The sequence below is a fragment of the Aeromonas sp. 5HA1 genome (assembly GCF_029237245.1).
Lineage (GTDB): Bacteria > Pseudomonadota > Gammaproteobacteria > Enterobacterales > Aeromonadaceae > Aeromonas > Aeromonas salmonicida.
The window spans coordinates 66,240-91,636 of sequence record NZ_JAACFW010000007.1; the positions used below are offsets into that span (position 1 = coordinate 66,240).

General features: G+C 56.7%; 26 protein-coding genes. 6 read left to right on the forward strand and 20 right to left on the reverse strand.

The window, feature by feature from the left end; translation table 11 throughout:
• Positions 1–61: 61 nt before the first annotated feature.
• The 5 genes from fkpB to murJ all read right to left on the reverse strand — a co-directional run bounded on the left by fkpB (position 62) and on the right by murJ (position 6,566).
• A complete protein-coding gene (gene fkpB / locus GWQ27_RS08300; RefSeq protein ID WP_096119709.1) occupies positions 62–514 on the reverse strand; it encodes an FKBP-type peptidyl-prolyl cis-trans isomerase in 453 nt (150 codons plus the stop codon).
• Positions 511–1,023 (reverse strand): signal peptidase II, encoded by a 513-nt coding sequence (gene lspA / locus GWQ27_RS08305; RefSeq protein WP_275907113.1) that lies wholly within the window; start codon positions 1,021–1,023, stop codon positions 511–513. The genes fkpB and lspA overlap by 4 nt, the downstream gene beginning before the upstream one ends.
• A complete protein-coding gene (gene ileS / locus GWQ27_RS08310; protein WP_275907114.1) occupies positions 1,023–3,884 on the reverse strand; it encodes an isoleucine--tRNA ligase in 2,862 nt (953 codons plus the stop codon). Before ileS ends, lspA begins: the two co-directional genes overlap by 1 nt.
• Positions 3,884–4,858, reverse strand: coding sequence for a bifunctional riboflavin kinase/FAD synthetase (gene ribF, locus GWQ27_RS08315; protein WP_275907169.1), 975 nt, complete (start codon positions 4,856–4,858; stop codon positions 3,884–3,886). Before ribF ends, ileS begins: the two co-directional genes overlap by 1 nt.
• A 139-nt stretch (positions 4,859–4,997) precedes the next feature.
• Positions 4,998–6,566, reverse strand: a complete 1,569-nt coding sequence (murJ, locus tag GWQ27_RS08320) for a murein biosynthesis integral membrane protein MurJ (RefSeq protein WP_021138579.1) — start codon at positions 6,564–6,566, stop codon at positions 4,998–5,000.
• Between the two features lie 191 nt (positions 6,567–6,757).
• On the opposite strand from murJ, the gene rpsT reads away from it, so the two are divergent.
• A complete protein-coding gene (gene rpsT, locus GWQ27_RS08325) occupies positions 6,758–7,021 on the forward strand; it encodes a 30S ribosomal protein S20 (RefSeq protein ID WP_005892298.1) in 264 nt (87 codons plus the stop codon).
• Positions 7,022–7,070: 49 nt separating this feature from the next.
• On the opposite strand, the gene GWQ27_RS08330 is transcribed toward rpsT, so the two are convergent.
• The 8 genes from GWQ27_RS08330 to rppH form a co-directional block, all read right to left on the reverse strand.
• A complete protein-coding gene (locus GWQ27_RS08330; RefSeq protein WP_005313481.1) occupies positions 7,071–7,373 on the reverse strand; it encodes a metalloregulator ArsR/SmtB family transcription factor in 303 nt (100 codons plus the stop codon).
• Between the two features lie 49 nt (positions 7,374–7,422).
• Positions 7,423–8,355, reverse strand: coding sequence for a transcriptional activator NhaR (nhaR, locus tag GWQ27_RS08335; RefSeq protein WP_021138578.1), 933 nt, complete (start codon positions 8,353–8,355; stop codon positions 7,423–7,425).
• Positions 8,342–8,749, reverse strand: coding sequence for a hypothetical protein (locus tag GWQ27_RS08340; RefSeq protein ID WP_021138577.1), 408 nt, complete (start codon positions 8,747–8,749; stop codon positions 8,342–8,344). Before GWQ27_RS08340 ends, nhaR begins: the two co-directional genes overlap by 14 nt.
• Positions 8,746–9,936, reverse strand: coding sequence for a Na+/H+ antiporter NhaA (nhaA, locus tag GWQ27_RS08345; RefSeq protein WP_059111734.1), 1,191 nt, complete (start codon positions 9,934–9,936; stop codon positions 8,746–8,748). Before nhaA ends, GWQ27_RS08340 begins: the two co-directional genes overlap by 4 nt.
• Before the next feature lie 207 nt (positions 9,937–10,143).
• Entirely contained in the window at positions 10,144–10,938 is a 795-nt protein-coding gene (gene thyA / locus GWQ27_RS08350; protein ID WP_275907115.1) for a thymidylate synthase, read from the reverse strand.
• On the reverse strand, positions 10,935–11,762 hold the full coding sequence (gene lgt / locus GWQ27_RS08355) for a prolipoprotein diacylglyceryl transferase (RefSeq protein WP_111588009.1): 828 nt from the start codon (positions 11,760–11,762) through the stop codon (positions 10,935–10,937). Before lgt ends, thyA begins: the two co-directional genes overlap by 4 nt.
• Positions 11,763–11,829: 67 nt before the next feature.
• On the reverse strand, positions 11,830–14,109 hold the full coding sequence (gene ptsP / locus GWQ27_RS08360) for a phosphoenolpyruvate--protein phosphotransferase (protein WP_275907116.1): 2,280 nt from the start codon (positions 14,107–14,109) through the stop codon (positions 11,830–11,832).
• Positions 14,110–14,121: 12 nt separating this feature from the next.
• Positions 14,122–14,649: an RNA pyrophosphohydrolase gene (gene rppH, locus GWQ27_RS08365; protein ID WP_005313497.1), complete on the reverse strand. Its 528-nt coding sequence runs from the start codon at positions 14,647–14,649 to the stop codon at positions 14,122–14,124.
• 733 nt (positions 14,650–15,382) lie between these two features.
• Between rppH and mutH the strand changes: the two genes are divergently transcribed.
• On the forward strand, positions 15,383–16,057 hold the full coding sequence (mutH, locus tag GWQ27_RS08370) for a DNA mismatch repair endonuclease MutH (protein ID WP_113720987.1): 675 nt from the start codon (positions 15,383–15,385) through the stop codon (positions 16,055–16,057).
• An 83-nt stretch (positions 16,058–16,140) separates the two neighbouring features.
• Positions 16,141–16,464: an isoamylase early set domain-containing protein gene (locus GWQ27_RS08375; protein ID WP_005313501.1), complete on the forward strand. Its 324-nt coding sequence runs from the start codon at positions 16,141–16,143 to the stop codon at positions 16,462–16,464.
• Positions 16,465–16,592: 128 nt separating this feature from the next.
• On the opposite strand, the gene rplS is transcribed toward GWQ27_RS08375, so the two are convergent.
• The 5 genes from rplS to ffh all read right to left on the reverse strand — a co-directional run bounded on the left by rplS (position 16,593) and on the right by ffh (position 20,110).
• Positions 16,593–16,940, reverse strand: coding sequence for a 50S ribosomal protein L19 (gene rplS / locus GWQ27_RS08380; RefSeq protein ID WP_005313505.1), 348 nt, complete (start codon positions 16,938–16,940; stop codon positions 16,593–16,595).
• 32 nt (positions 16,941–16,972) lie between these two features.
• Positions 16,973–17,722: a tRNA (guanosine(37)-N1)-methyltransferase TrmD gene (trmD, locus tag GWQ27_RS08385; RefSeq protein ID WP_011704631.1), complete on the reverse strand. Its 750-nt coding sequence runs from the start codon at positions 17,720–17,722 to the stop codon at positions 16,973–16,975.
• Between the two features lie 34 nt (positions 17,723–17,756).
• Entirely contained in the window at positions 17,757–18,278 is a 522-nt protein-coding gene (gene rimM, locus GWQ27_RS08390) for a ribosome maturation factor RimM (protein ID WP_275907117.1), read from the reverse strand.
• A 24-nt stretch (positions 18,279–18,302) separates the two neighbouring features.
• Positions 18,303–18,551 (reverse strand): 30S ribosomal protein S16, encoded by a 249-nt coding sequence (gene rpsP, locus GWQ27_RS08395; protein ID WP_021141082.1) that lies wholly within the window; start codon positions 18,549–18,551, stop codon positions 18,303–18,305.
• Positions 18,552–18,730: 179 nt separating this feature from the next.
• Entirely contained in the window at positions 18,731–20,110 is a 1,380-nt protein-coding gene (ffh, locus tag GWQ27_RS08400) for a signal recognition particle protein (RefSeq protein ID WP_042467608.1), read from the reverse strand.
• A 298-nt stretch (positions 20,111–20,408) separates the two neighbouring features.
• Between ffh and ccsA the strand changes: the two genes are divergently transcribed.
• Together ccsA and GWQ27_RS08410 are read left to right on the forward strand one after the other, a co-directional pair.
• Positions 20,409–21,200 carry a cytochrome c biogenesis protein CcsA gene (ccsA, locus tag GWQ27_RS08405; RefSeq protein ID WP_275907118.1) on the forward strand — a complete coding sequence of 264 codons (792 nt, stop codon included), beginning with the start codon at positions 20,409–20,411 and terminating at the stop codon, positions 21,198–21,200.
• A gap of 39 nt (positions 21,201–21,239) precedes the next feature.
• Positions 21,240–22,520, forward strand: a complete 1,281-nt coding sequence (locus GWQ27_RS08410) for a CNNM domain-containing protein (protein ID WP_021138818.1) — start codon at positions 21,240–21,242, stop codon at positions 22,518–22,520.
• Positions 22,521–22,551: 31 nt separating this feature from the next.
• Here GWQ27_RS08410 and GWQ27_RS08415 read toward each other — a convergent pair whose 3' ends face one another.
• Positions 22,552–23,025, reverse strand: a complete 474-nt coding sequence (locus GWQ27_RS08415) for an Rrf2 family transcriptional regulator (protein WP_034523613.1) — start codon at positions 23,023–23,025, stop codon at positions 22,552–22,554.
• A gap of 111 nt (positions 23,026–23,136) precedes the next feature.
• Here GWQ27_RS08415 and hmpA point away from each other — a divergent pair, with 111 nt between their 5' ends.
• A complete protein-coding gene (hmpA, locus tag GWQ27_RS08420) occupies positions 23,137–24,330 on the forward strand; it encodes an NO-inducible flavohemoprotein (RefSeq protein ID WP_275907119.1) in 1,194 nt (397 codons plus the stop codon).
• Between the two features lie 96 nt (positions 24,331–24,426).
• Here hmpA and GWQ27_RS08425 read toward each other — a convergent pair whose 3' ends face one another.
• The gene (locus GWQ27_RS08425; RefSeq protein WP_021138821.1) at positions 24,427–25,017 is read right to left on the reverse strand and encodes an SEL1-like repeat protein; all 591 of its coding nucleotides are present in this window, start codon (positions 25,015–25,017) and stop codon (positions 24,427–24,429) included.
• Positions 25,018–25,397 lie beyond the last annotated feature (380 nt).

Sequence of the window (25,397 nt, forward strand, 5' to 3'; positions counted from 1 at the left end):
CCTATGGCGCGATCGAAATCAACACGACAGAAACCGCGAGGATTAGCGAGCAAAATATCCATCAGATCACCTTTTCCTCGTCATCAACGCCCAGGATCTCCACCTCGAAGGTGACGGTATGGCCGGCCAGGGGGTGGTTGAAATCGACCGTCACCGACATGCCTTCTACCGCCCGTATGATACCGGGCAGTTCGCTGCCATTGGGCTGGTCGAACAGAATGATGGTGCCGATCTTGGGCTCCACATCGGCGCCGAACTTGGCTCTGTCCAGATGATAGATGTTGTCGGGATTGGAGAGGCCAAACGCCTGCTCAGGGGCCAGTGTGAAGCTCTTGCTCTCCCCTGTACGCAACCCCAGCAGACACTGCTCGAAGCTGGCAGTCAGGCTGCCATCGCCCATCCGCAGGCGTGCCGGTTTGCCTTGCAGCGCAGTGCTGTCAGCAACTGAACCATCTTCCAGCTTGATGGCAAAGTGGAACAGCACACTGCTGTCAGCGGCTATCTGCTGGCTCATTGCGCCTCCTTCTTCTTTTCGGAGCGGAAGCCTTCCAGCACTATCATGACTGCACCGATGAAGATGAAGCTGTCGGCCAGGTTGAACGCCGGCCAATGGGAACGCTGCCAGTAGAAATCGAGGAAATCGACCACATGGCCCAGTACCAGTCGATCAAACACGTTGCCAAGGGCACCGCCGATGATGAGCGAATAGGCGATACCGCTCCAGCGTTGGGTGACGGATTGCTTGCGCAACCAGTGGATCAGCAAACCACAGATGGCAAACGCCAGCACGGCGAAGAACCAGCGCTGCCAGCCACCTTGATCGGCCAGGAAGCTGAATGCCGCCCCCTTGTTGTAAACGTGGACCAGATTGAAAAAGGGGGTGATCTCCACACCCGGGTAGCCAAATGGCAGCATCTTGACCACAGCGAGCTTGCTCGCCTGGTCCAGTACGAATGCCAGCACCGCCAGCCACAGCCAACGCAGGCCTGTTTTGTTATGGATCGCGTTATGAGTCATCTTCATCAGGCAAATTGACGTGTTTCGCCGTCACCCTCGACGTTGGTGACGCAGCGGCCACAGATCTCTTCGTGACCGGCAATGGTGCCAACGTCTTCCACATGATGCCAGCAGCGGTCGCACTTGGCGGCGGCGGACTGGGCCACGCTCAGCCAGAGGTCAGCACGCTCCGTCGCAACGGAACCTTCCGGTGCGGTGTCAGCAGTGACGACCTTGGCCTTGGAGGTGAGCAGCACGAAGCGCAGCTCATCGGCCAGGGCATTCAGGCGCTCGGCCAACTCCGGCTTGGCGAACAGGGTCAGTTCGGCCTGCAGGGAGCCGCCGATGCGTTTCTCGCCCCGGGCCGCTTCCAGCGCCTTGTTCACTTCACCGCGCACTGTGAGGATCTCGGCCCAGAAGGCATCGTCCATCTGCTCGCCGGCATCCAGCCCGAACAGGCCGTCATACCACTCCTCAGTGAACACGAACTCGCTGCGCTCGCCGGGCAGCAGGGCCCAGATTTCATCAGCGGTAAAGCTCATGATGGGTGCCATCCAGCGCACCATGGCCTGGGCGATGTGATAGAGCGCAGTCTGGCAGGAACGACGAGCCAGGCTGTCTGCCTTGGCGGTGTACTGCCTGTCTTTGATGACGTCCAGATAGAATGAACCCATCTCGATGGAGCAGAACTGCATCAGCTTCTGGGTCACGCCGTGGAAGTTGTACTCTTCAAAGGCCGTCACTATCTCGGCTTGCGCTGCCTTGGCACGACCCACTGCCCAGCGATCTACCACCACCATGTCGGCGGCAGCCACCATGTCGGTTGCCGGATTGAAACCATTCAGGTTGGCCAGCAGGAAGCGGGCTGTGTTGCGAATGCGGCGATAAGCATCGGCAGAGCGCTTGAGGATTTCGTCGGAGACCGTCATCTCGCCGGTGTAATCGGTACTGGCGACCCACAGACGCAGTATGTCGGCACCCAGCTTGTTCATCACATCCTGCGGGCTGACCACGTTGCCGATGGACTTGGACATCTTGCGACCCTGACCATCCACGGTGAAGCCGTGAGTCAGCACCTGGTTGTAGGGAGCCTTGTCTTTCATGGCCACGCCGATCATCAGGGAGGACATGAACCAGCCACGGTGCTGGTCAGAACCTTCCAGATAGAGGTCGGCGGAGTGACCGTTGAACTCGGGACGAGCATCTACCACTGAGGAGTGGGTTGAGCCTGAGTCAAACCAGACGTCCAGGGTGTCAGGCACCTTGTCGTACATGTCTGCGTCGCTGCCCAGCAGCTCGGCCTTGTCCAGATCCCACCAGGCCTGGATGCCGGACTGCTCGACACGCTTGGCGACTTCGTGCATCAGACGCACGGATTCCGGGTGAAGTTGCTGGGTCTCCTTGTGAACGAACAGGGAGATGGGCACACCCCAGGTACGCTGACGAGAGATGCACCAGTCAGGACGGTTCTCGACCATGGCCTGAATGCGGTTCTTGCCCCAGGCAGGTACCCAGCCGCTCTGGCCATGTAGGGCAATTCCATCTTTCTCGATGCGCTCTATCTCTTCCAGCGCGCGCTTGCGCAGACCCTTCTGCTCCATGCTGATGAACCACTGCGGGGTGGCACGGAAGATGATCGGGGTCTTGTGACGCCAGCAGTGCGGGTAGGAGTGGTTGAACACCATGTGGTGCAGCAAGGCGCCGCGCTCGGTCAACACCTCAACCACGGCCGCATTGGCCTTGAACACGTGCTGGCCGGCAAACAGTTCGGTATCCGGCAGGTAAACGCCGTTGCTGCCAACCGGATTGGCCACTTCCAGACCGTACTTCTGACCGACCACGAAGTCTTCCTGACCATGGCCAGGGGCTGTATGAACAGCGCCGGTACCGGCATCGAGGGTGACGTGATCACCCAGAACAACTGGCACATCGAAGCTATAGAAGGGGTGGTTGAAGCGCAGCAGCTCGAGCGCTACGCCCTTGGTGTAACCCAGGTTATGGAACTTCTCGATACCGGCCCTGTCCATCACATCCTTGACCAGCTCGGCGGCCAGGATCAGGCGCTCGGGGTGCTCACCTTCGACTTGCACCAAGGCATAGTCCAGATCGGCGTGCATGGCGATGGCGCGGTTGGCGGGCAGAGTCCAGGGAGTCGTGGTCCAGATCACCGCAGAGATCGGGCCCTTGCCAAGGTGGCCTTCAGGGCAATCAAACTTGGCGGCCACGGTCGCCTCGTCAACGGCCTTGAAGCGCACGTCGATGGAGGGGGAGTTCTTGTCGTAGTACTCCACTTCCGCTTCTGCCAGCGCAGAACCGCAATCGGTACACCAGTGCACTGGCTTGGAGCCTTTGTGCAGATGGCCATTTTCAACGATCTTGGCCATGGAACGGATGATGTTGGCTTCGGTGCCAAAGTCCATGGTCAGGTAGGGATGTTCCCAGTCACCCAGCACACCCAGACGGATGAAGTCAGTCTTCTGCGCTTCGATCTGGGTTTTGGCATATTTGCGACACTCGGCGCGAAACTCGGCAGCGGAGACTTTCTCACCCGGCTTGCCAACCATGCCTTCCACTTTCAGCTCTATGGGCAGACCGTGACAATCCCAGCCAGGCACATAGGGAGAATCGAAGCCGGAGAGGCCCTTGGACTTGATGATGACGTCTTTGAGGATCTTGTTGACCGAGTGACCGATGTGAATGCTGCCGTTCGCGTAGGGGGGGCCATCATGCAGAATGAAAGAAGGCTTGCCCGCTTTGGCGCGGCGAATGGCGCCGTAAAGATCCTGATCGTACCAACGTTTCAGCATGTTGGGTTCGCGTTTGGCCAGATCGCCACGCATCGGAAACTCGGTTTCCGGAAGATTCAGGGTGTGTTTATAGTCGCTCATCAGTCCTGGGTTCCCTTCTTTTCTAAAAGAGTGCTGGGTAAATTGAGTAGTGGCAGCCCGAACCAGGCTCGGGCCGCCAAGGCATCTCGTTCGATCTGCTCTTTCAAGGCGGTGAAAGAGGCAAACTTCTGCTCTTCGCGCAGCTTGTGGCGAAGCAGCACCTTGACCTGCTGACCATATAGATCACCAGAAAAATCAAATAGATGTACTTCCAATCTGGCTTGTGTGCCATTCACTGTCGGCCGTACACCCACATTGGCTACGCCGGGGAAGGTCTTGCCGGAACATAACACTTCCACTGCAAACACGCCACCGACCGGGATGACCTGGCGCTTGAGTGCCAGATTGGCGGTGGGAAAACCTATGGTGCGGCCCAGCTTGTCACCGTGGGCCACCCGACCGCTGATGGTATAAGGGCGGCCGAGCATCATCTCCACCTCCGCCATCCGGCCCGCTTTCAGGGCCTCGCGTACGAGTGTGCTGCTGACCCGCTGCCGTTCGAGCTGGAAGCTCTGGGTACTGATCACCTCGAAACCGAAGCGATGGCCCGCCTCCTCCAGCAGGTGGAAGTCCCCTTCCCGCCCCTTGCCGAAGCGAAAATCATCGCCGACCACCAGATAACGCACCCCCAGTTTTTCGACCAGCAACTGCTCGATGAAGCTGTTGGGGGACTGCTCGGCGAAACGATGGTTGAAACGCACGCAGAGCATGCGGTCGATCTGCATGCTCTTGAGCGCTTCGTATTTCTCCCGCAGCCGGCTGAGGCGAGCAGGCGCAGCCGATCCGGCAAACAATTCCAGTGGCTGGGGCTCGAACAGCATGACGCAGGCTGGCAACTCCAGTTGAACGGCTTTTTCCTGCAAGCGCGCCAACACGGCATGATGACCCTGATGGACCCCATCAAAGTTGCCTATGGTCAATACACATCCCCAGTGACGGGGCTTGATATTGTGAATACCGCGGATAAGCTCCATCAGTGCCTTGTGCGTTGCTGCCATGGAAATCGGCGGATTATATATCAGCCAGCTGGCAGGGTCAGCCCTCATGGCCCGATTTCAGGCATCTTGCCCAGATCCCCTGCCCGCCGAGGCAATCCCGTATGGTGCAGCAGGGTCAGTCCTGCTGCTGACCTGCTTTCAGGTGTCTTGGCCGAATGCCAAGTACCAGCAGGATGACCCCGTACATTCCCCCTCCCAGGCAGAGCAGCATGGTCAGCTGCAAGCTGGCCTTGCCCATGCTCCAGGCAGCCCACTGGGCGAGATCCGGTGACAGATAGGCAAGCACGCCGCCCATCAGCACGGTCGCCACCAGCAACTTGAGGCAGAACAGCCCGGTATTGCGGGACGGACGGTAGACCCCTTGTTGATACAAGCCCTTGAACAACAGAGCCGCATTCAACGAGCCTGAACAGGCGGTGGATAGTGCCAACCCCACATAGCCAAGGGGGAAGATGAAGATGAGGTTGCACACCATGTTGGCGATCATGGACATCACCCCGATCCGCACTGGCGTCCTGGTGTCCTGGCGAGCGTAGTAGCCCGGTGCCAGCACCTTGATCAACATCAGCGACAACAGGCCCGTGGTGGAAGCCAGCAGACTGGCACTGGACATGCTCACCTCATGCATGCCGAACTCGCCGCGCATGAAGAGCACTCGCAGTATGGGCTCGCGCAACACGGCTATCCCCACCATGGCCGGCAGGCCGAGCAGCATCACCATCCGTACCCCCCAGTCCATGGTGCGAGAGAAGTCGGCCGGGTCCGCATCCACATGCTTCTTGGCCAACGCAGGCAAGATAACGGTACTGATGGCCACCGCAAACAGTCCGAGGGGGAACTCCAGTAGACGATCCGAGTAATAGAGATAGCTGATGGCGCCGGTGGCAAGGAAGGATGCGAGCATGGTGTTGATCAGCAGGTTGATCTGACTGACCGACACCCCGAACAGCGCCGGGATCATCAGGGTGCGGATCTTGACCACCCCTGGGTGGCGCCAACCCCACTTGGGCCACACCAGCATGTTGATCTGGCGCAGAAAAGGATACTGGAACAGGAACTGCACCAAACCACCCAGAAAGACACCGATCGCGAGAGCAATCTCAGGTCTCTCCAGCAGGGGAGCTATCCACCAGGCCGCCCCTATCATGGTGAGGTTGAGAAACACAGGGGTAAACGAGGATACAGCGAAACGGCCAAAGGTGTTGAGGATGGCCCCCGCCATGGCGGTAAAAGTGATGAACCAGAGGTAGGGGAAGGTGATTTTGAGCATCAGGCTGGCCAGCTCGAACTTCTCGGCCGCAGGGCCGCCATGCAACCAGTCCCAGAACCAGCCCCAGCCGAACAGCGCCGTCAACACGCCGGAACCCAACACACCCAGCAGGGTCACGACTGTCACTATCCCCCCCAGAGTACCCGCTACCGCGGCCAGCAATTCGCGCACTTCACGCTCGTCGCCATTTTTCTTGTACTCCGTCATCACGGGAACAAAAGCCTGGTTGAAAGCACCTTCGGCGAACAAACGACGCAAAAAGTTGGGAATGCGATTGGCAAAGAAGAAGACGTCTGCGGCTACCCCGGCACCAAGCAGATTGGCGATGACTACATCGCGAACCAAGCCCATCACACGGGACACCAGCGTCATTCCGGACACTATCATGCCGGATTTGATCAATTTCTTACTCAAGACGAGGCCTCTGGAACTGTCAGAATGAAAAGAATGCTGCTAGAATCGGCCGACAGTTTAACCGCCTCCCAACTGACACACCACCGGGGGGCGGTGTTTATTTGCACAAATCATTTGACAATATGTGGTTGAGAAGGCATATTTCCGGGCCTTTTCAATACACTCGCTAAGACAGTTTTAGGAGTTTTACCTTGGCTAATATCAAATCTGCTAAGAAGCGCGCGATTCAATCAGAGAAACGTCGTCAACACAACGCCAGCCGTCGTTCAATGACCCGTACCTATCTGAAGAAAGTAATTGCTGCCATCGCTTCTGGCGACAAAGCTGCTGCCGTTGCTGCTTTTGCTACCGCTCAGCCGATCATGGACCGCATGGCTACCAAAGGCCTGATCCACAAGAACAAAGCTGCTCGTCACAAGAGCCGCCTGTCTGCCCAGATCAAAGCTATGGCTTAATCAGCTCCGGCTGAATAACGCTAAAAAAACCGGCCTTAGTGCCGGTTTTTTATTTATCTGCACTGCAATACAGTCTGTGCAGCAAACCTATCATCTCGCGTACCTCGTGGCTGCGCAGCGAATAGTAGACCGTCTGGGCCTCTTTTCGCGTCTCCACCAACTCATCCCGCCGAAGCACGGCCAAGTGCTGTGACAGGGCTGACTGGCTCAATCCGAGTACCTCGTTAAGCTCCCCCACAGACAGTTCCCTGTCCAGCAGCTGGCACAGAATAAACAGTCTTCGCTCGTTGGCCAGCGCCTTGAGCAGTGCCACAGCACGGCTCGCATTCGCCTCCATCTCTTCCAGTTGCATCTCATCCCCTTTCGCTCGAGGCAAGAATCATACTCTGTGAGCCGTCGATTTAAAATGACAGGGTTGCCGGTTGAATCGTGGCAAAGTCCTCCTGGCCTGCAAACAGGAAGGAGAAGTCACTCTCGCACACCCGTTTTACCGCCGGATGCTGGATCATGCGCTCGGCAAAGATGACGTAATACTCTTCCATCAGATCCTGGGTTTCCCCAATCAGCATTACCTCTTCCCCTTCCAGGATCTCTTCCCGGTAGATGGTCGGCGCCATAAAGATGCCCTGGTTGAAGAAGCCGAACGCCTTCATCAGGGCAGCATCATCGAACTCGCCGAGAATGCTGGGGGAGATCCCCTGCTGTTCGAACCACTGGGTCAGCTGGCGACCCATGGCGGTGCGGCGACCCGGGATCAGCAACTTGCGCTCCTCCAGACAGGCCGGAAAGGCTTTCTCAGGCAAAGGCGCCTTGCAGAAGAAGCTGACGCCACAACCGCCGAGTCGCTTGGAGAGCAGGCCAGCATGCTGGCTGGAATCAACCGGACAGTCGGAGAGGATCATGTCGAGCTTGTGCTCGCTCAACTGCTCCAACAAGAGCTCATGGGTTGATTCGAAGCAGCGCAGGTGGATGGAGCCATCGTTGGGAATGACAGAGAGCAATACCCGGCTTGCGAGGCGCTTGGAGAGTGCATCGGCGATGCCGACGTCAAACAGGATCTGGCTCTCCTTGCGGTAGTTGACGATATCCAGCATCTCGTAGGAGAGGCTGAACATCTTGTCTGCGTAGCGAAACACCAACTGGCCGAGCTCGGTAGCCTCCAGGGATCGCCCCTTTCGCTTCAACAGCTTGCCGCCAAGACGTTGCTCCAGCAGTTTGATCTGACCGGTCACTGTCTGCGGCGTCAAAAAAAGGGCCTCTGCCGCCTGAGTGACAGTGCCCTTCTTCTGAGTCATCCAAAAATAGTAGAGGTGATTGTAGTTAAGGTGTGACATCCGATGGGATTCCCGCTTTACGCGGACTCCGGTAGCAGCTGAGTTCAGCCGCCAGAATGTCATACATGTCGCTGATCGAGTCAACCTTGTTTGCTGCAAACTGCTCCATCAGACTGGCTTTAAGACGGCTCTTGTCAGGCAATCGATCACCACAATAACGCTTATTGGACTGTTTGAATCGCTCTCCCACCCGGCTGCTGAGGGCGCGTTCGGAGAAGGTTTCACCAAATTGGGCTTTGGCCTGCCTGTCACTGAGCAACATTGCACTGTCGACCACACCGTTGAGATAAGCGTTGCATCCGATGGAAACCACATCTTGCTTGCAATCATCAAACGTCTCGGCCTGTAGGCCAAAAGGCGCAAGAAGAGAACACAATATCAGAACCTTTCTCATAATCCCTCCAAAGTCTGGTTGGCAGGTTTATTAGGCAGACTCAAACGCAGGGCTGTGTAACCTGCAAAAGCTGCCAACGTTGACCCCAACAAGATACCGAGGCGCGCATAGTTACCATACTCCATTCCGGAGTGCTGGAAAGCCAGTGATGCGATAAACATCGACATGGTAAATCCGATACCGCACAGCACACTCACTGCAAAGATCTGCTTGAAGTCGGTACCCGCCGGAAGCTTGGCCAGCCCGAGTTTGACCACCAACCAGCTGATGGTAAAAATACCAAGAGGCTTGCCCACGAAGAGCCCGACAATAATGCCAAGGGACACAGGGTTAGTCAGTGCATCGAGCCCCATTCCATCCAGAGAGACCCCAGCGTTGGAAAAGGCAAACAGTGGCAGGATCAAATAGGCACACCAAGGGTTTAGCTGGTGCTCAAGATACTTGAGTGGAGACTCGGTACGTTCTCCTTTGAGCGGGATCATAAAGGCCACGACCACACCGGCCAGTGTCGCATGTACCCCAGACTTGAGTACCGCCACCCAGGCAATCAGACCAATCAGCATATAAAAGGAGAGACGCTCTACCTTCATGCGATTGAACAGGAACAACACCACAGTGGCTGCTGCAGCAACGCCGATAGCGGAGAGCGAGAGCTGCTGGGTATAGAAGAGCGCAATGATGATGATGACGCCCAAGTCATCCATGATTGCCAGCGCCAGCAGGAAGACTTTGAGGCTGGTAGGAACCCGTTTGCCAAGCAACGCCATGACGCCCAACGCAAAAGCGATATCAGTGGCGGCAGGAATAGCCCAGCCAGCACGAGTCACCTCGTTGTCATAGTTAAAGAAGGCGTAAAGCAGCGCCGGCGCCAGCATGCCTCCCACCGCAGCAATCGCAGGAAAAGTGGCCTGCTCGCGACTGGACAAGGCACCTTCCATCATTTCGCGCTTCACTTCCAGACCGATGAAAAGGAAGAAGAGGGCCATCAGACCATCGTTGATCCAGAGCAGCAAAGGCTTGTCGATATCCAGACTGGCAATGCGCATCTGGACGGGTGTATCGAGGAAAGCGTGATAGAGAGAGGCGAGACCGCTGTTGGCCAGGACCATGGCCAAAATAGCAGAGATGATCAGAATAATGCCGGAGGCACTCTCCATTTTCAGAAATTTTTTCATGGTTTCGCTCATATTAAAACAGTCCTGTTGCAATCAAGAAGGGCAGTCTATGGCAGTATCTAGAGTAATGAAAAATCGTTTCTAATTACCCAATGCATCGAAAAAACCGAACAATCAAGCATTTAACCCAGATCATATCGATACCAACAGTAAACTGACTGAGTATAGTACGAACAATAAAGGCGCCTCTTGGCGCCTTTATTGTTGAGCTTCTCCGACTCAGATTGCAACCGGAGCTTTTATTCCAGGATGGGGGTCATACCCCAGGATTTCGAAATCCTCGAACCGATAGTCGAAGATGGAATCGGGCTTTCGCTTGATCGCCAACTGTGGCAAGGGCCTTGGCTCACGAGAGAGCTGCAGCGCAGTCTGCTCCATATGGTTGGAGTAGAGGTGCACATCCCCCCCGGTCCAGACGAAGTCGCCCACTTCCAGGTCACACTGCTGAGCCATCATGTGAGTCAACAGAGCATAGCTGGCGATGTTGAACGGCAGGCCGAGGAAGACATCACAGCTGCGCTGGTAGAGCTGACACGAGAGCTTGCCGTCCGCCACGTAGAACTGGAAGAAAGCGTGGCAGGGAGCCAGCGCCATTTTGTCCAGCTCACCCACGTTCCAGGCCGAGACTATGATGCGGCGCGAATCCGGATTGTGCTTGATGTCATCTACAGCGCGCTGGATCTGATCGATGACAGCGCCATCGGCCGCCGGCCAGGAGCGCCACTGAGCGCCATAAACCGGGCCCAGATCGCCATTCTCGTCGGCCCACTCATCCCAGATGCTGACACCCTGCTCTTTCAGATAGGCGGTATTGGTGTCGCCATTGAGGAACCAGAGCAGCTCGTGAATGATGGAACGCAGGTGACATTTCTTGGTGGTGACCAGCGGGAAACCGTGCGCCAGATTGAAGCGCATCTGATGACCGAACAAGGAGACGGTACCAGTGCCAGTCCTATCGGACTTGACGGTGCCCTCATCCAGGATCTTCTGCATCAGGTCGAGATAGGCTCTCATTGCTTGACCTCCTTCCCGGCATTACCGAACAACTGCGGACGCTTGTAAGCAGCCCAGACCATCAGAGCTCCGGCGACGATCATGGGCATAGACAGGATTTGGCCCATGCTGATCTCCTGAAAATAGAGACCAAGCTGGCTGTCCGGTTGGCGTACAAACTCCACCAGGAAGCGGAACAGACCGTAACAGAACAGGAACAGGCCGGAGATGGCGCCACGGGGCGGGTTTTTGCGCCAGAAGATATTCAGGATAATGAAAAGCACGACCCCTTCCAGCGCGAACTGATAGAGCTGGGAGGGATGGCGCGGCTCGGGCCCAGCCTCCGGAAATATGATGGCCCAGGGCACATCGGTCACTCGGCCCCACAGCTCACCGTTAAGGAAGTTGCCGACACGGCCCACACCCAGACCAAACGGAATGAGCGGCGCCACAAAGTCGGCCACAGTAAAGAAGTGACGCTTGGTTTTGTGGGCAAACCAGATCATGGCGGTGATGACACCGATCAGGCCACCGTGGAACGACATGCCACCGGTCCAGATCTTGAACAGGTAGAGGGGGTCGGCCAGGAACATGTCGAAGTTGTAAAACAGTACATAACCAACCCGGCCACCGAGGATCACCCCGAGGAAGCCGTAAAACAGCAGGTCAGAGACCTCGTTGCGGGTCCAGCCGCTGTTCGGTGCATCGGCGCGACGTCCCGCCAGCCACATGGCGAAGGCGAAACCAAACAGATACATGAGACCATACCAGCGTACCGATAGTGGCCCCAAACTGAATGCTACAGGATCAACCTGCGAGAAAACCCAATATCCATCGTGCTGCATATGCGGCCCCAGTCATTAGAAAAGCCGCATTTTCCGATCATTCGTCAGCAGGGACAAGGCATGATTATCAATCAGTCTGTTTCGTTTTGTGACCGGCCCGCAGCAAGCCGCCCAGACCGTGCTCTTCCAGATAACGAGCGAACAGGCCACGCAGCACGTGGGGATTGTCGTGCTTCAGGCCATCAGCCATCAGCACGGTCAACTCGCTCAGGCTGGATTGACGCAGCACGTACTTGATTCTGGCGATGTTGTGGGTGTTCATACTGAAGCGGCGATACCCCATGGCCAGCAACAGCAGTACGCCAACAGGATCGCCCGCCAGCTCGCCGCACACGGACACAGGTTTCTGGTAACGATGGGATGCATCGACCAGCAGTTGCAGGGCGCGGATCACAGCAGGATGGAAAGCATCATAGATATTGGCAACACGGGCATTGTTGCGATCCACTGCCAGCAGATATTGGGTCAGATCGTTGCTGCCCACCGACCAGAAGTCGATGAGTGGCGCCATCTCCGGCAGGATATAGAGAGCGGAGGGTACCTCTATCATCACCCCCAGGCTGGGGTAGCGGATCACCGCATCGCGGCTGGCCGCCTCTTCAGATACTTCCCGCCAAGCTTGATCGAGCAGCCGGCGGGAGGCCTTGATTTCACTGACGCTGCTGATCATCGGCAACATGATGGCCAGATTGTCCAGCCCTTCGCTGGCCCGCAGCATGGCCTTGAGCTGTACCAGGAACAGTTCGGGGTGATCCAGCGTGAGCCGGATCCCCCGCCAGCCAAGGAAGGGATTTTCCTCGACGATGGGGAAATAGGGCAGTTGCTTGTCCCCCCCCACGTCCAGAGTCCGCATGCAGACAGGGCGGTTTCGATAGGTTTCCAGAATGCCGCGATAGCGCGCCGTCTGCTCCCACTCGGAGGGGAAGCTGTCTTGCAGCATGAAGGGGATCTCGGTGCGATAAAGCCCGACCCCATCCGCCAGATGATTGAGGGAGATCTCGGTATCGGCGCTAAGTCCCGCATTGAGCAGCAAGGAGACAGGAGTGCCGTCAGCCGTCTCCGAGGGTTGGTTGTCGACGCTGCGCACCAGTGTATCCAGCGCCCGCTCCTCATTGAGCAGTTGCCGATACTCGGTCAGGATCACCTGATTGGGCTCGATGAAGAGATCGCCGCTGTAGCCATCGACCACCAGCATGCGACCGCCGATGTCGCCGAGCGGTAGATCCACCCCCATGATGGCCGCCACCCCCATGGCGCGGGCCAGTATGGCGGCATGGGAGTTGGTACCGCCCTTGAGCGATACCACACCGGTCAGGAACTCTCGCGGCACCTCGGCGAGTATGGTGGCCGTCACCTCGTCGGCCACCAGCACCACAGGTTCGCCGACCGTGATGTGCTCGGGTTCATTCTGCACCAGTCGGCTGATGAGCCGCTGGGCTATGTCCTTCACATCGGTGGATCGCTCCTGCAGATAGGGGTCTTTCATCCCCTTGAACTGCTCGATCAGCCGGTCACTGATGAGCTTCACCGCTGACACGGCCGTCCAGTGCTCTTTGCTGACCTTGTTGCGGATGGGCTTGATGTAACCGGGATCGTTGAGCAGATGCAGATAGATGTCGAAGATGGCGACCGAGTCCTGGCTGTAGCTCTCGCGAAAACGCAGGGCCAGACTCTCCAGATCGTGGCGCACCTCTTCCACCGCAAGCTCCAGTCGGGCCAGCTGCTTGCCGTGGTCCTCGTCCTTGCGCGGGGTGATGCTGTTGAGCGCCTTGCGAGGCCGCCACACCCAGGCCTTGGCCATGGCGATGCCACTGGCGCCGGCGATACCGCGCAGTGGCTTGCTCCAGTCGGTTTTCTGCAACCAGCCCTTGGCCTGGGCCTGGGCGATGCGCGCGGCCAGCTGGGCTGCCAGCGTCACCATGAAGGACTCCTCCCCCTCATCGAAACGGCGACTGTCTTTTTGTTGCACCACCAAAATGCCCACCACCTGGCGCTGATGCATGATGGGAGCGCCGAGGAAGGAGCGGAACGCCTCTTCCGCAACATCGGGCAGGAACTTGAAACTGGGGTGGGAGGGAGCATCGGCCAGGTTGATCAGCTCTTCGCGCTGGCCCACCAGGCCGACGATACCCTGCTCGAACGGCAGGGTTGCCTTGCCTACCGCCGACTCGGCCAGACCATCGGTCGCAGCCAGTCGGTAGCGGCGCATGTCCGGCTCGGACACATAGACGGAACAGCAGTCCACCGTCATGGCCCGCCGGGTCTGGCTGACCAATGCCTGCAAAGCCAACTCCAGAGTGTTGGCTTCGGCCATGCTTTCGACGATGCGTCTGAGATCCGTCAGCAACGAATGTGCTCCTTAGCGAGAGCGGTTGCGCCGCCCATCTTTCCGATTTACTTGCACCACAGGCACTGGCATCGCCAACGGGGCAAACTCCGTCATCACCCGTCGATAGACTTCCCGTTTGAAGGAGACAACCTGGCGTACTGGGTACCAGAAACTGACCCAACGCCAATCATCAAACTCGGGGTGACCATGACAGCCGAACTGGATCCTGGACTCCCTGCCCGGATCCAGCTGTAGCAAGAACCATTTTTGTTTTTGGCCAATACAGACCGGTGAACTGTCCCAACGAACAAGGCGTTTTGGCAAGCGGTACTTCAGCCAGTTGCGACTGGTGGCCATGATGGTCACATCCTCGGGCTTGAGGCCTATCTCCTCATATAGCTCACGATACATGGCCTGCTCCGGCGTCTCACCATCATCAACCCCTCCCTGCGGAAACTGCCAGGAGTGCTGCCCATAGCGCTTAGCCCACAATACTTGTCCGTCACGGTTACAGATCACGATTCCGACATTGGGACGAAACCCGTCGCCATCTATCACGTGATCACCTTATAAAGGCTGAATCTATAAGGGGATTGTTCCACATTCACCTCGTGGCAGCAAACAGGGACTGCGATCCCCCACTCATGAATAACTTTCAATTTCAAGCCTACTTATAAACAAATCCAAGGATCAACTGGACCAAGTTGCCCACCCAGACTGTGCATAAGCCTGTGAGCAAGCAGGTATATACAGTAGTTTCATTTATCTGATCCAAACCAGGCGACAGCATACCCCATGTTGATAAAAACAGAATATGCATTTAAATACATGACGTTAAACAATCAATGCTGGATCAAGATCCATGTCTTTCACGGCCGGCGATCCGGGATCTCGATTGTGAACAAGTTCGACTGTTCAAAGATCCACCACGGCTATTTTATCCACAGGAGTGGCACACTATCTGCTCTGGAATCGCCGTTGAAATCGGTGCTGTTTCACATTTTTTTGTAACAATGAGCCAACTATTAGCTCTTGCCAGCAGTTATCCAAGATTTCTGTGGATAACTGTGTGCAACAGCATGAGCAAACCCTTGGACAACTATTTCAACTCGGGATCCTGTGCCGGAAAGATCTGCACCATCAAGACAAATTCGTTTAAAATCATTATGATAAGTCATCACCTACAAAACGCCCCCCCCTGTGCAGCCCCCTGCCAGGAACGGTTATAAAAACAGCGTTCCTCATCAGGGATCAGACTTGCTAAAATAATTCCCCTTTGCAGGAGTCATTCATGCCCACCAATCCCCAGTCAGAACAGGAACTGCTGGCCCGTGCCGACGCCATGGCTGGCTTCTCGCTGGCACAGCTGGCCACCGATGCAGGCATTGCTGTCCCTCGCGATTTGAGGCGGGACAAGGGCTGGGTCGGTCAACTTATCGAGTGGCAACTGGGGGCCAGCGCAGGCAGCAAGCCGGAGCAGGACTTCCCCGAGCTCGGCATCGAGCTCAAGACGATCCCCATCGATCCTTATGGCAAGCCGCTGGAAACCACTTTCGTTTGCGTAGCACCACTGATCGGCGTCAGCGGTCAGCGCTGGGAAGAGTCGAATGTGCGTAACAAGCTCTCGCGGGTACTCTGGATCCCGGTGGAGGGTAGCCGTGACATCCCCGTAGGAGAGCGCCGGATCGGCATGCCGCTGATGTGGAGCCCGAGTGAAGAGGAAGATAAATTGCTGCGCCAGGACTGGGAAGAGTTGATGGACATGATAGTGCTGGGAGAGGTCGAGCAGATAAGTGCTCGCCATGGTCAGGTGATGCAGTTACGCCCCAAGGCAGCCAACAACAAGGCGCTGACCCGTGCCATCGGCCGCAATGGTCAGCCAATTTTGACACTGCCACGAGGCTTTTACCTCAAGATAGGGTTCACTCATGGCCTGCTGCAACGACACTTTGCCCTGCCCCTTTGATCTCCGTTATAAACATCCTTGTCATAAAGTGATATAAAAATAGCCAACAGCTATTACTTCGCAATCAATGACAAGGAGGCGTCATGCCGATCAACAAGCAATTTCTCAAGTCCCGCCCCGAGGTCAAGGTGACCTTCGCGGTGGAAAAAGAGGCTGCAGGTGAAGCCGAGCAGGTATTGCTGCTGGGAGAGTTCAGCCAGTGGCAACCCATAGAGCTCAAACGGATGAAGAGCGGGGAGTTCAGGACCACTCTCAACCTGCCCACCGATGGCCCCAGCCATTTCGAATACTGCTACCAGCTGGTGAAACCGAACGGAGAGACGCTCTACGACAACGACTGGGAGGCGGACGACTATGTACCAGGCCCCTTCGGACGGGACAACTCTGTGGTACGGGTCAATCAGTAAGCTGCGGTCAGAACGCTGGCGTACGGTCAGGATCCTGAACAGCGGACACAAAAAAGGCTCGCCATTGGCGAGCCTTTTCACTACCTGTCGAGCTATTTGCCGACATATCGACACCAATTCGAATCGAATTAGTTGAGCTTCTCTTTGATACGAGCAGCTTTACCGGACAGGTTGCGCAGGTAGTACAGTTTGGCGCGGCGAACATCACCACGACGCTTCAGTTCTACACTGTGGATCAGCGGAGAGTGAGTCTGGAATACACGCTCAACACCTTCGCCGTTGGAGATCTTGCGAACGGTGAAAGCAGAGTGCAGACCGCGGTTACGCTTGGCAATAACGATGCCTTCGAAAGCCTGCAGACGCTCTTTGCCACCTTCTTTAACACGAACTTGAACACGTACGGTGTCGCCCTGGGCAAATGCCGGGATGTCGGTACGCAGTTGCTCTTGTTCAAGCTGCTGAATAATCTTGCTCATTGTCTTTCCTTACCTAGGATAAACTGAAAACTCTACTTAACGCTGTCACGCACTTCGCGGACATACTCGGCAAGAAGTGATTCTTGCTCGTCAGTCAGAGCTAGGTTGTTAATAAGTTCCGGCCTTCTTTGCCAGGTTCGTCCGAGCGACTGTTTGAGACGCCAGCGCCTGATCACTTCGTGATTGCCGCTTGTCAGCGCCTCGGGCACCGCCAATCCATCCAACAACTCCGGCCGAGTGTAGTGGGGATGATCCAGCAAGCCATCCGTAAAGGAGTCTTGCTCGGCACTGGCCTGATCGCCCAAAACCCCCGGGACCAGACGCGAAACCGCATCGATCAGGGTCATGGCAGGCAACTCGCCACCACTTAACACGTAATCCCCGATAGACCACTCTTCGTCGACTTCGGTTTGTATCACGCGTTCATCGATACCTTCGTATCGACCGGCTACCAGAATCAGTTTCTGATTCGTCGCCAACTCGGTCACGCCCGCTTGAGTCAGCTTGCGCCCCTGAGGAGAGAGATAGATGACTTTCGCCCCGTCTCCCGCCGCTTGCTTGGCTGCATGAATCGCGTCACGCAGCGGCTGAACCATCATTAACATGCCGGGCCCACCACCATAAGGACGATCATCGACCGTACGGTGTTTGTCGTGGGTAAAGTCCCGGGGGTTCCAGCACTCAATCTGCAGCAGGCCACTCTTGACGGCCCGACCCGTTACCCCGTGCTCGGTAATGGCTCGGAACATTTCCGGGAAGAGGCTAATCACCCCAATCCACATAAGAAACCTCCGGCACTCGTGTTACCGCGGGAAACTAGAAACCAGGATCCCAATCAACTTCGATTGTTCGAGCAGTCAGATCAATATGCTTGATCACCTGCTCTTCCAGGAACGGAATCAACCGCTCCTTCGCGCCAAAGGCATCTTTTACATTGGCCTCAACCACCAACACATCGTTGGAGCCGGTTTCCATCAATTCGGTCACCTTGCCCAGGTCGTATCCCTTGGTGGTCGATACCGAGCAACCAATCAGGTCACGCCAGTAAAACTCACCTTCAGGCAACGCAGGCAACAGATCGGCAGGTACGCCAATCTCGACATTGGTCAATGCCAAGGCATCTTCACGCAGATCGATACCATCGATCTTGCAAATCAGACCCTTGTTGTGACGTTTCCAGGCCGAGACCTTGAGTTCACGCCACGCCCCGTTCTGATTGATCATCCAGGGGTTGTAATCGAAAATCGCTTCGGCAACATCGGTGAAGGAGTTCACTTTAAGCCAGCCCTTGATGCCATAAACGGTACCCAGAGTGCCCAGAACTACAGGTTTTTCCACCTTAACTCCTTACCGTTGGGCTGATTAAGCAGCTTTGGCAGCGTCTTTGATCAGCTTGGCAACGCGGTCAGAAACAGCGGCACCAGTAGCAACCCAATGCTCGATACGAGCCAGGTCCAGATTCAGCTTTTCAGCAGAACCAGAAGCGACCGGGTTGAAGAAACCAACGCGCTCGATGAAGCGACCGTCACGGGCGCAACGGCTGTCAGAAACTACTACCTGGTAAAACGGACGCTTTTTCGCGCCACCACGTTGTAAACGAATGGTTACCATATCGTCCTCATAAACATCTAATGAACAAGGCCTGCAAATACGCAGACCCTAGCTTAAAATAAGCCGCATAATTCTACTTGGATTCGTAATAATTGCAACCAAGCCAGCTATTTTTTGCGCAAGGGTTGGCATGAAAAAGGCTCACCTCGGTGAGCCTTTCTGCCTGACAAGCAGGAATATCAGAACGGACCGCGACCACCGCCACCAAATCCGGGCGGCAGCATGTTCTTCATCTGCCCCATCATCTTGCGCATGCCGCCCTTGCCGGACATCTTTTTCATCATGCGCTGCATTTCGGTGAACTGCTTGAGCAGCTTGTTCACATCCTGCACCTGCATGCCGGAGCCCGCAGCGATGCGGCGCTTGCGGGAACCCTTGATGAGATCAGGATGGGCACGCTCCTTGGGCGTCATGGAGCTGATGATGGCCTCCATCCGCACTGTAAGCTTGTCATCCATCTGATCTTTCACGTTATCCGGCAGGCCGGACATGCCCGGCAGCTTGTCGAGCATGCCCATCATGCCACCCATGTTGCGCATCTGGGCCAGCTGTTCACGGAAGTCTTCCAGATCGAAGCCCTTGCCACTCTTGACCTTGTTGGCCAGTTTGGCGGCCTTCTCCTTGTCGACCGTGCGCTCCACTTCCTCGATAAGCGACAGCACATCGCCCATGCCGAGGATGCGGGAAGCGAGGCGATCCGGATGGAATGGCTCAAGCGCGTCTGTCTTCTCACCCATACCGATGAACTTGACCGGCTTGCCGGTGATATGGCGCACGGAAAGGGCGGCACCACCACGGGCATCACCGTCAGCCTTGGTGAGGATCACACCAGTGAGCGGCAGCGCCTCGTTGAACGCCTTGGCAGTGTTGGCGGCATCCTGACCCGTCATGGCATCCACCACGAACAGGGTCTCGACCGGCTTGATGGTGGCGTGGAGATGGATGATCTCGTCCATCATGTCGCTGTCGACGTGCAGACGGCCGGCGGTATCCACGATCACAACGTCATAGAACTTCTTGCGCGCCTGATCGATGGCCGCGGTGGCGATATCGACCGGTTTCTGGCTGGCATCACTCGGGAAGAAGTCAACGCCGACGTCGCTTGCCAAGGTTTCCAGCTGCTTGATCGCCGCAGGGCGATAGACGTCGGCACTGACGACCAGCACCTTCTTCTTGCTTCGTTCTTTGAGCAACTTGGCCAGTTTACCAACCGTAGTGGTCTTACCGGCCCCCTGCAGACCCGCCATCAGTATGATGGCGGGCGGCTGGGCAGCCAGGTTGAGCTGTTCATTGGCCTCCCCCATCACAGAGACCAGCTCGCCGTGCACTATCTTGATGAAGGCCTGGCCCGGGCTCAGGGACTTGGCTACTTCCTGGCCCACGGCACGTTCTTTCACGCGGGCAACGAAGTCACGCACTACCGGCAGGGCAACGTCCGCCTCGAGCAGCGCCATGCGCACTTCGCGCAAGGTATCCTTGATGTTTTCTTCGGTCAGCCGGCCACGGCCACTGACATTGCGCAAGGTGCGCGAGAGTCGTTCAGTCAAATTCTCAAACATGACGCATTCCGGTTCTTGGCGTAACAAATGGGGGGATTATACCCCAGTCAGCCCTGTGAGGACGATTATTCACCGCTCGTGGCGGTCATCAGCCAGCTAACGGGCAAGCTGAACAAATGGGGGCATTATAATACCTCAGCCAGCGTGAGGTAGCGCTGGGGGACAATTATTCACCGCGCAAAGCGGTCGCCTGCTGCCTATATATGGGCAGATCGGAGGTAGCACAACTGGCGAGCATATCTTGTGCAAGGTATACTGCCACTCCTGTTCCAACCGCTTGTTCAACAACGACCTGGTTATGATCGTGATCTCTATTCTGGCCCTGGCATTCTATCTGCTCGCCATCGTCGCATCGCTGCACCTGCTGCTCAATGCCAAACAAGTCGGGCAAGCGCCCCTGTTTGCCTGCATAGGACTGGCTCTGGTCACCCATGGCGCGTCGGTGGCCAGCGAAGTGCTGGTGACCCATTCCGGCCAGAATCTCAGCATGCTCAACGTCGCGTCTCTGGTCAGCCTTATCATCAGTTGCTTCATGACCTGCGTCACCCGTCGCTTCAACGGCTGGATCCTGCTGCCCGTGGTCTACAGTTTTTCCGCCCTGCTGCTGGCCGCCAGTGCTCTGATACCAGGTCGCTATATTACCCATCTGGAAGCTCACCCCCAGTTGCTGCTGCACATAGGTCTCGCGCTGATGGCCTATTCGGTGCTGATGATCGCCGGTCTTTTTGCACTGCAGCTTGCTTGTCTGGACCGTCAGTTGAAGTCCCGCAAGATCAGCCAGCTACCGTCCATGCCCCCCTTGATGACGGTAGAGAAGCGTCTGTTCCAGCTCATCTCGGCGGGTCTGTTCCTGCTGACGCTTTCCATCGCCTCCGGTCTGTTCTTTCTGGAGGACATGTTCGCCCAGGGTAAATCCCACAAGGCAATCCTCTCGATCCTTGCCTGGTGCGTCTACGTATTGCTGTTATGGGGTCACCATACTCGTGGTTGGCGTGGCCGCAGGGTCATTACCCTGAGTTTTGTCGGCAGTGTCATCCTGACGCTGGCCTATTTCGGCAGCCGCTTCGTGAAAGAAGTGCTGCTGAGCTGATATTCACTTTTACTCACCTAGCCCCAACAGGAGCCCTTTTTGGACAGCATCTCAACGAGTACACTACTGATTGTCCTCGTTATCTTGATCTTTCTATCCGCTTTCTTCTCCAGCTCCGAAACCGGCCTGATGTCCATCAACCGCTACAAGTTGCGGCATCTGGCACAGACCAAACACAAAGCCGCACGCCGTGTCGAGCAACTGCTCGCCCGACCTGATCGTCTGCTGGGCCTGATCCTGATAGGCAACAACCTGGTCAACATCTTCGCCTCGGCCATCGCCACTATTGTCTGTATCCGGCTGTTTGGCGATCTGGGTGTTGCCATCGCCACCTTCGGTCTGACCCTGGTCGTGCTGGTATTTGGCGAAGTCACCCCCAAAACCCTGGCGGCCATGTTCCCCGAAAGAATTGCCTACCCCGCCTCCTGGATCCTCAAGGGGCTGATGGTGCCGCTCTACCCCTTCGTCTGGCTGATCAATGGCATCACCAGCGGCCTGCTCAAGCTGCTGCGAGTCACTCCCAACAAGAATGATGCTCTCAATACCGAGGAGCTGCGCACCATAGTCAACGAGGCCGGAAGTCTCATCCCCCAGCGCCATCAGGAGATGCTGCTCAGTATCCTGGACCTGGACAAGATGACGGTGGAGCACATCATGGTGCCACGCAGCGAGATCTACGCCATCGACATCAACGATGACTGGAAAAGCATACTGCGCCAGCTGGCCCACGGCGCCCACACCAAAATACTGCTCTATCGAGACAACATCGATGACGTGGTGGGCTTTCTGCACGCCCGCGATGCGCTGCGGCTGATGGCCAGGGATCAGTTCAACAAGTCGAGCCTGCTGCGGGAAGTGGACGAGATCTACTTCATCCCGGAGGGGACGCCGCTCAACGTGCAACTGGCCAAGTTCCAGCGCAACAAGGAGCGGATCGGCCTCATTGTGGATGAGTACGGTGACATTCAGGGGCTGATCACCCTGGACGACATCCTGGAGGAGATAGTGGGCGATTTCACCACCACCATTACTCCCGCGCCCAGCGAAGAGATCCATCCTCAACCGGACGGTTCTTTCCTGGTGGAAGGATCGGCCAGCATCCGCGAGCTGAACAAGGAGATGAACTGGCAACTGCCCATCGACGGGCCGAGAACCCTCAATGGCGCAATTCTGGAATATCTGGAGGAGATCCCCCAGCCCAACATCAGCCTGCGGCTGGCTGGCTACCCCATTGAGATCATGGAAGTAGAGAACAACATGGTGAAGATGGCGCGGATCATGCCCGATTTATACCGCAACGTATCGGGTTTCGAAGATTGAAAAAAGGCTGCCGATGGCAGCCTTTTTTATCTCACTCATTCTCGTCGTCAGGCTCTGGTTCCAGCACCAGGGTCGGGATCAGCTCACCGAACACCTTCTGCAGCTCGTCGCGATTGGCCAGCAGGTCTTGCAGCGTGTAGCTGTCCATCACCGCCAGGAAGGCGTTCATCGCCTCCTTCAGGGCGCTTTTCAGCAGACAGACAGAGACAATATGGCAAACGGGCGAGTTGCAGTCGATGCCGTCCAGGTTGCCCTCCAGCGCACGGATCACCTGGCCGATATTGACTGTCTCTGGCGCGCAAGCCATGCGGATCCCGCCATTCTTGCCCCGCTGTGACTGCAGATAACCCAGCTTCACCAGCTGATTCACCACCTTCACCATGTGGTTGCGAGAGACGTCATACAAGGCGGAAACCTTGGCCACGCTCGACAATTCCCCCTGTGGCAAGGTCGCCAGATAGAGCAGGGCTCTCAATCCAAAATCGGTATAGCTAGTTAGTCTCATAGGGCCTGTGTCGCATCACGCGGAAAATTGATTATTGATCCAGATCAAATAAACATCTAGGATGCAGCTTATTAAGTGACATTTTAAATGTTTAATTAGAAAGGACCCCTTATGTTAGATCAAGCCACCATCGCCGTCATCAAAAGCACCATACCTTTGCTCGAATCGGCGGGCCCTGCACTCACCCAGCACTTCTATCAGCGCATGTTCAGTCACAACCCCGAGCTGAAGGATATTTTCAACCTGGCTCACCAGCGCAGCGGCGGCCAACCGCTGGCCCTGTTCAACGCAGTGGCGGCTTATGCCAAGAACATCGACAACTTGGGGGCCCTGGCAGGTGCAGTAGAACGTATCGCCCACAAACACACGGGCTTCATGATCCAGCCGGAACAATATCACATTGTAGGTAGTCATCTCTTGGCCACGCTCAAAGAATTGGGCGGAAATGCAGTCACCGACGAAGTGCTGGATGCCTGGGGCAAGGCTTATGGGGTACTGGCCAGTATTTTCATCGGCCGGGAGAGCGAGATCTATCAGGAGAAGGCGAGCGAGATCGGTGGCTGGCAAGGCCCCCGCCCCTTCATCATCAAAGAGAAGCGGGTCGAGAGCGAGCTCATCACTTCCTTCATGCTGGCGCCGATCGATGGCAAACCCGCGCTGCATTTCAAGCCGGGCCAGTACCTCAGCATCCAGCTCAACCACCCGGAACTGGAATATCAGGAGATCCGTCAGTACTCCCTCTCCGATGCCCCCAATGGTCGCGATTACCGTATCAGCGTCAAGCGCGAGCCGCAGGGTCAGGTTTCCAACCTGCTGCATGACCATCTGCAAGTCGGTGACAAGGTGGATCTGATGCCGCCAACCGGTGATTTCTTCCTGCAAGCCAGCGCCAGCATCCCAGTGGTGCTGCTCTCCGCCGGCGTGGGCCTCACCCCCATGCTGAGCATGCTCAACCAACTGCTGAGCGCGGGCCATGATGCGGATATCTGCTGGCTGCACGCTTGTGAACGGGGTTCGCTGCATGCCTTCAAGGAGGATATCCAGCGCAAACGCCAACAGCACCACAAGCTGCAGAGCCGGGTCTGGTATCGGGAGCCAAGTGATCAGGATGAGCAAGGGAAGGACTATGACTTCAGCGGCATCATGGACTTGAGTCAGGTATCCGAGTTGCTGGTACCGCAGGCCCACTACTACTTCTGCGGCCCGCTCGGCTTCATGCAGGGGATCAAGACACAACTCATCGCGGCGGGTATCCCGACCGAACAGTTGCACTACGAAGTTTTTGGCCCCCACCAGGATCTTTAATCGGGGTTGCACCATATAAAGCAATGAGGACCCGGCCTGTCATGGCACGGCGGCCGGATCCGGACCCACAGGTGAAAACTTGTGGGTCATTTTTATTTAACGCATCGCCTTGGCACGGGCAATGGCGTTGGCAGGCATGCGGTTGCCCAGTCGATTCAGCAGGCTGGTCGCCTTCTGATGCAAGGCCTTGTCACCAATGACAGTGCTGTGCAGCCAGTGATACGCCTCTTCATAATCCAGCGGGCTGCCCAGCCCCTGCAGCAACATCTCGACCCACTCTATCTGTGCCCGCTGAAACCCCAGACTGGCCGCTTCACGCATCAGGGTTTCGGCCTTGAGCAGATCTTTTTGCACCAGGGTGCCCTTCCAGTAATAACGGCCCAGCTGTTCCAGCGCAGGTGCCAACCCCTGATTGGCTGCATCCCACATGAATTTGACCCCGAGCTCCGCATTGGGCTTGATGCACACTCCCCAGGCCAGCATGTCTCCCCACAGGAACTGATAGGCAGGCACCTTCATCACCTCGGCCCGCACCTCGATATCCTGGGTGAGCTGGCATCTGTCCTGTTTTACCTGCTGTAAATGACGCCCCTGCTCAATCCAGTTGAGCAGCTCGTCCTGGCGATAGAGGGGCACAGCCTGCAGGTTGCCGCTGTCATCTGCACCGCTCGTCGGCGTGCTGGTCATGGGTTGACTGGTTGGAGAGAGCCCGCCATCCGACGCTGTGGCAGACGCGGCTGATGAGGCAGCCGCAGCTGGCTGCGCCATTGAAGGAGCGACTGGCAGTGGTGCTGCTGGCCCGGCTGCAGACACCTCAGGCTGATATGACGCGACCGGTCCGGCGGCGGAAAGCGCAGGCTGAGATACAGCCACCGGCTCTGCAGCGGAAACCGCAGGCGGGGATGCGATCGCTGACTCTGCCAGGGAAACTGCACTGCTTGCCGTAGGTGCAGCGGCGGATACCTGTGGCTCCGCGCCCTGTGTCTGGGTCGTCAGCAAACAAGCAAGGCCAAAAAGGGTAAGGGGTTTCATCATAAGGTTCTCCTGCTGCTCTCTGTTATCGGCAG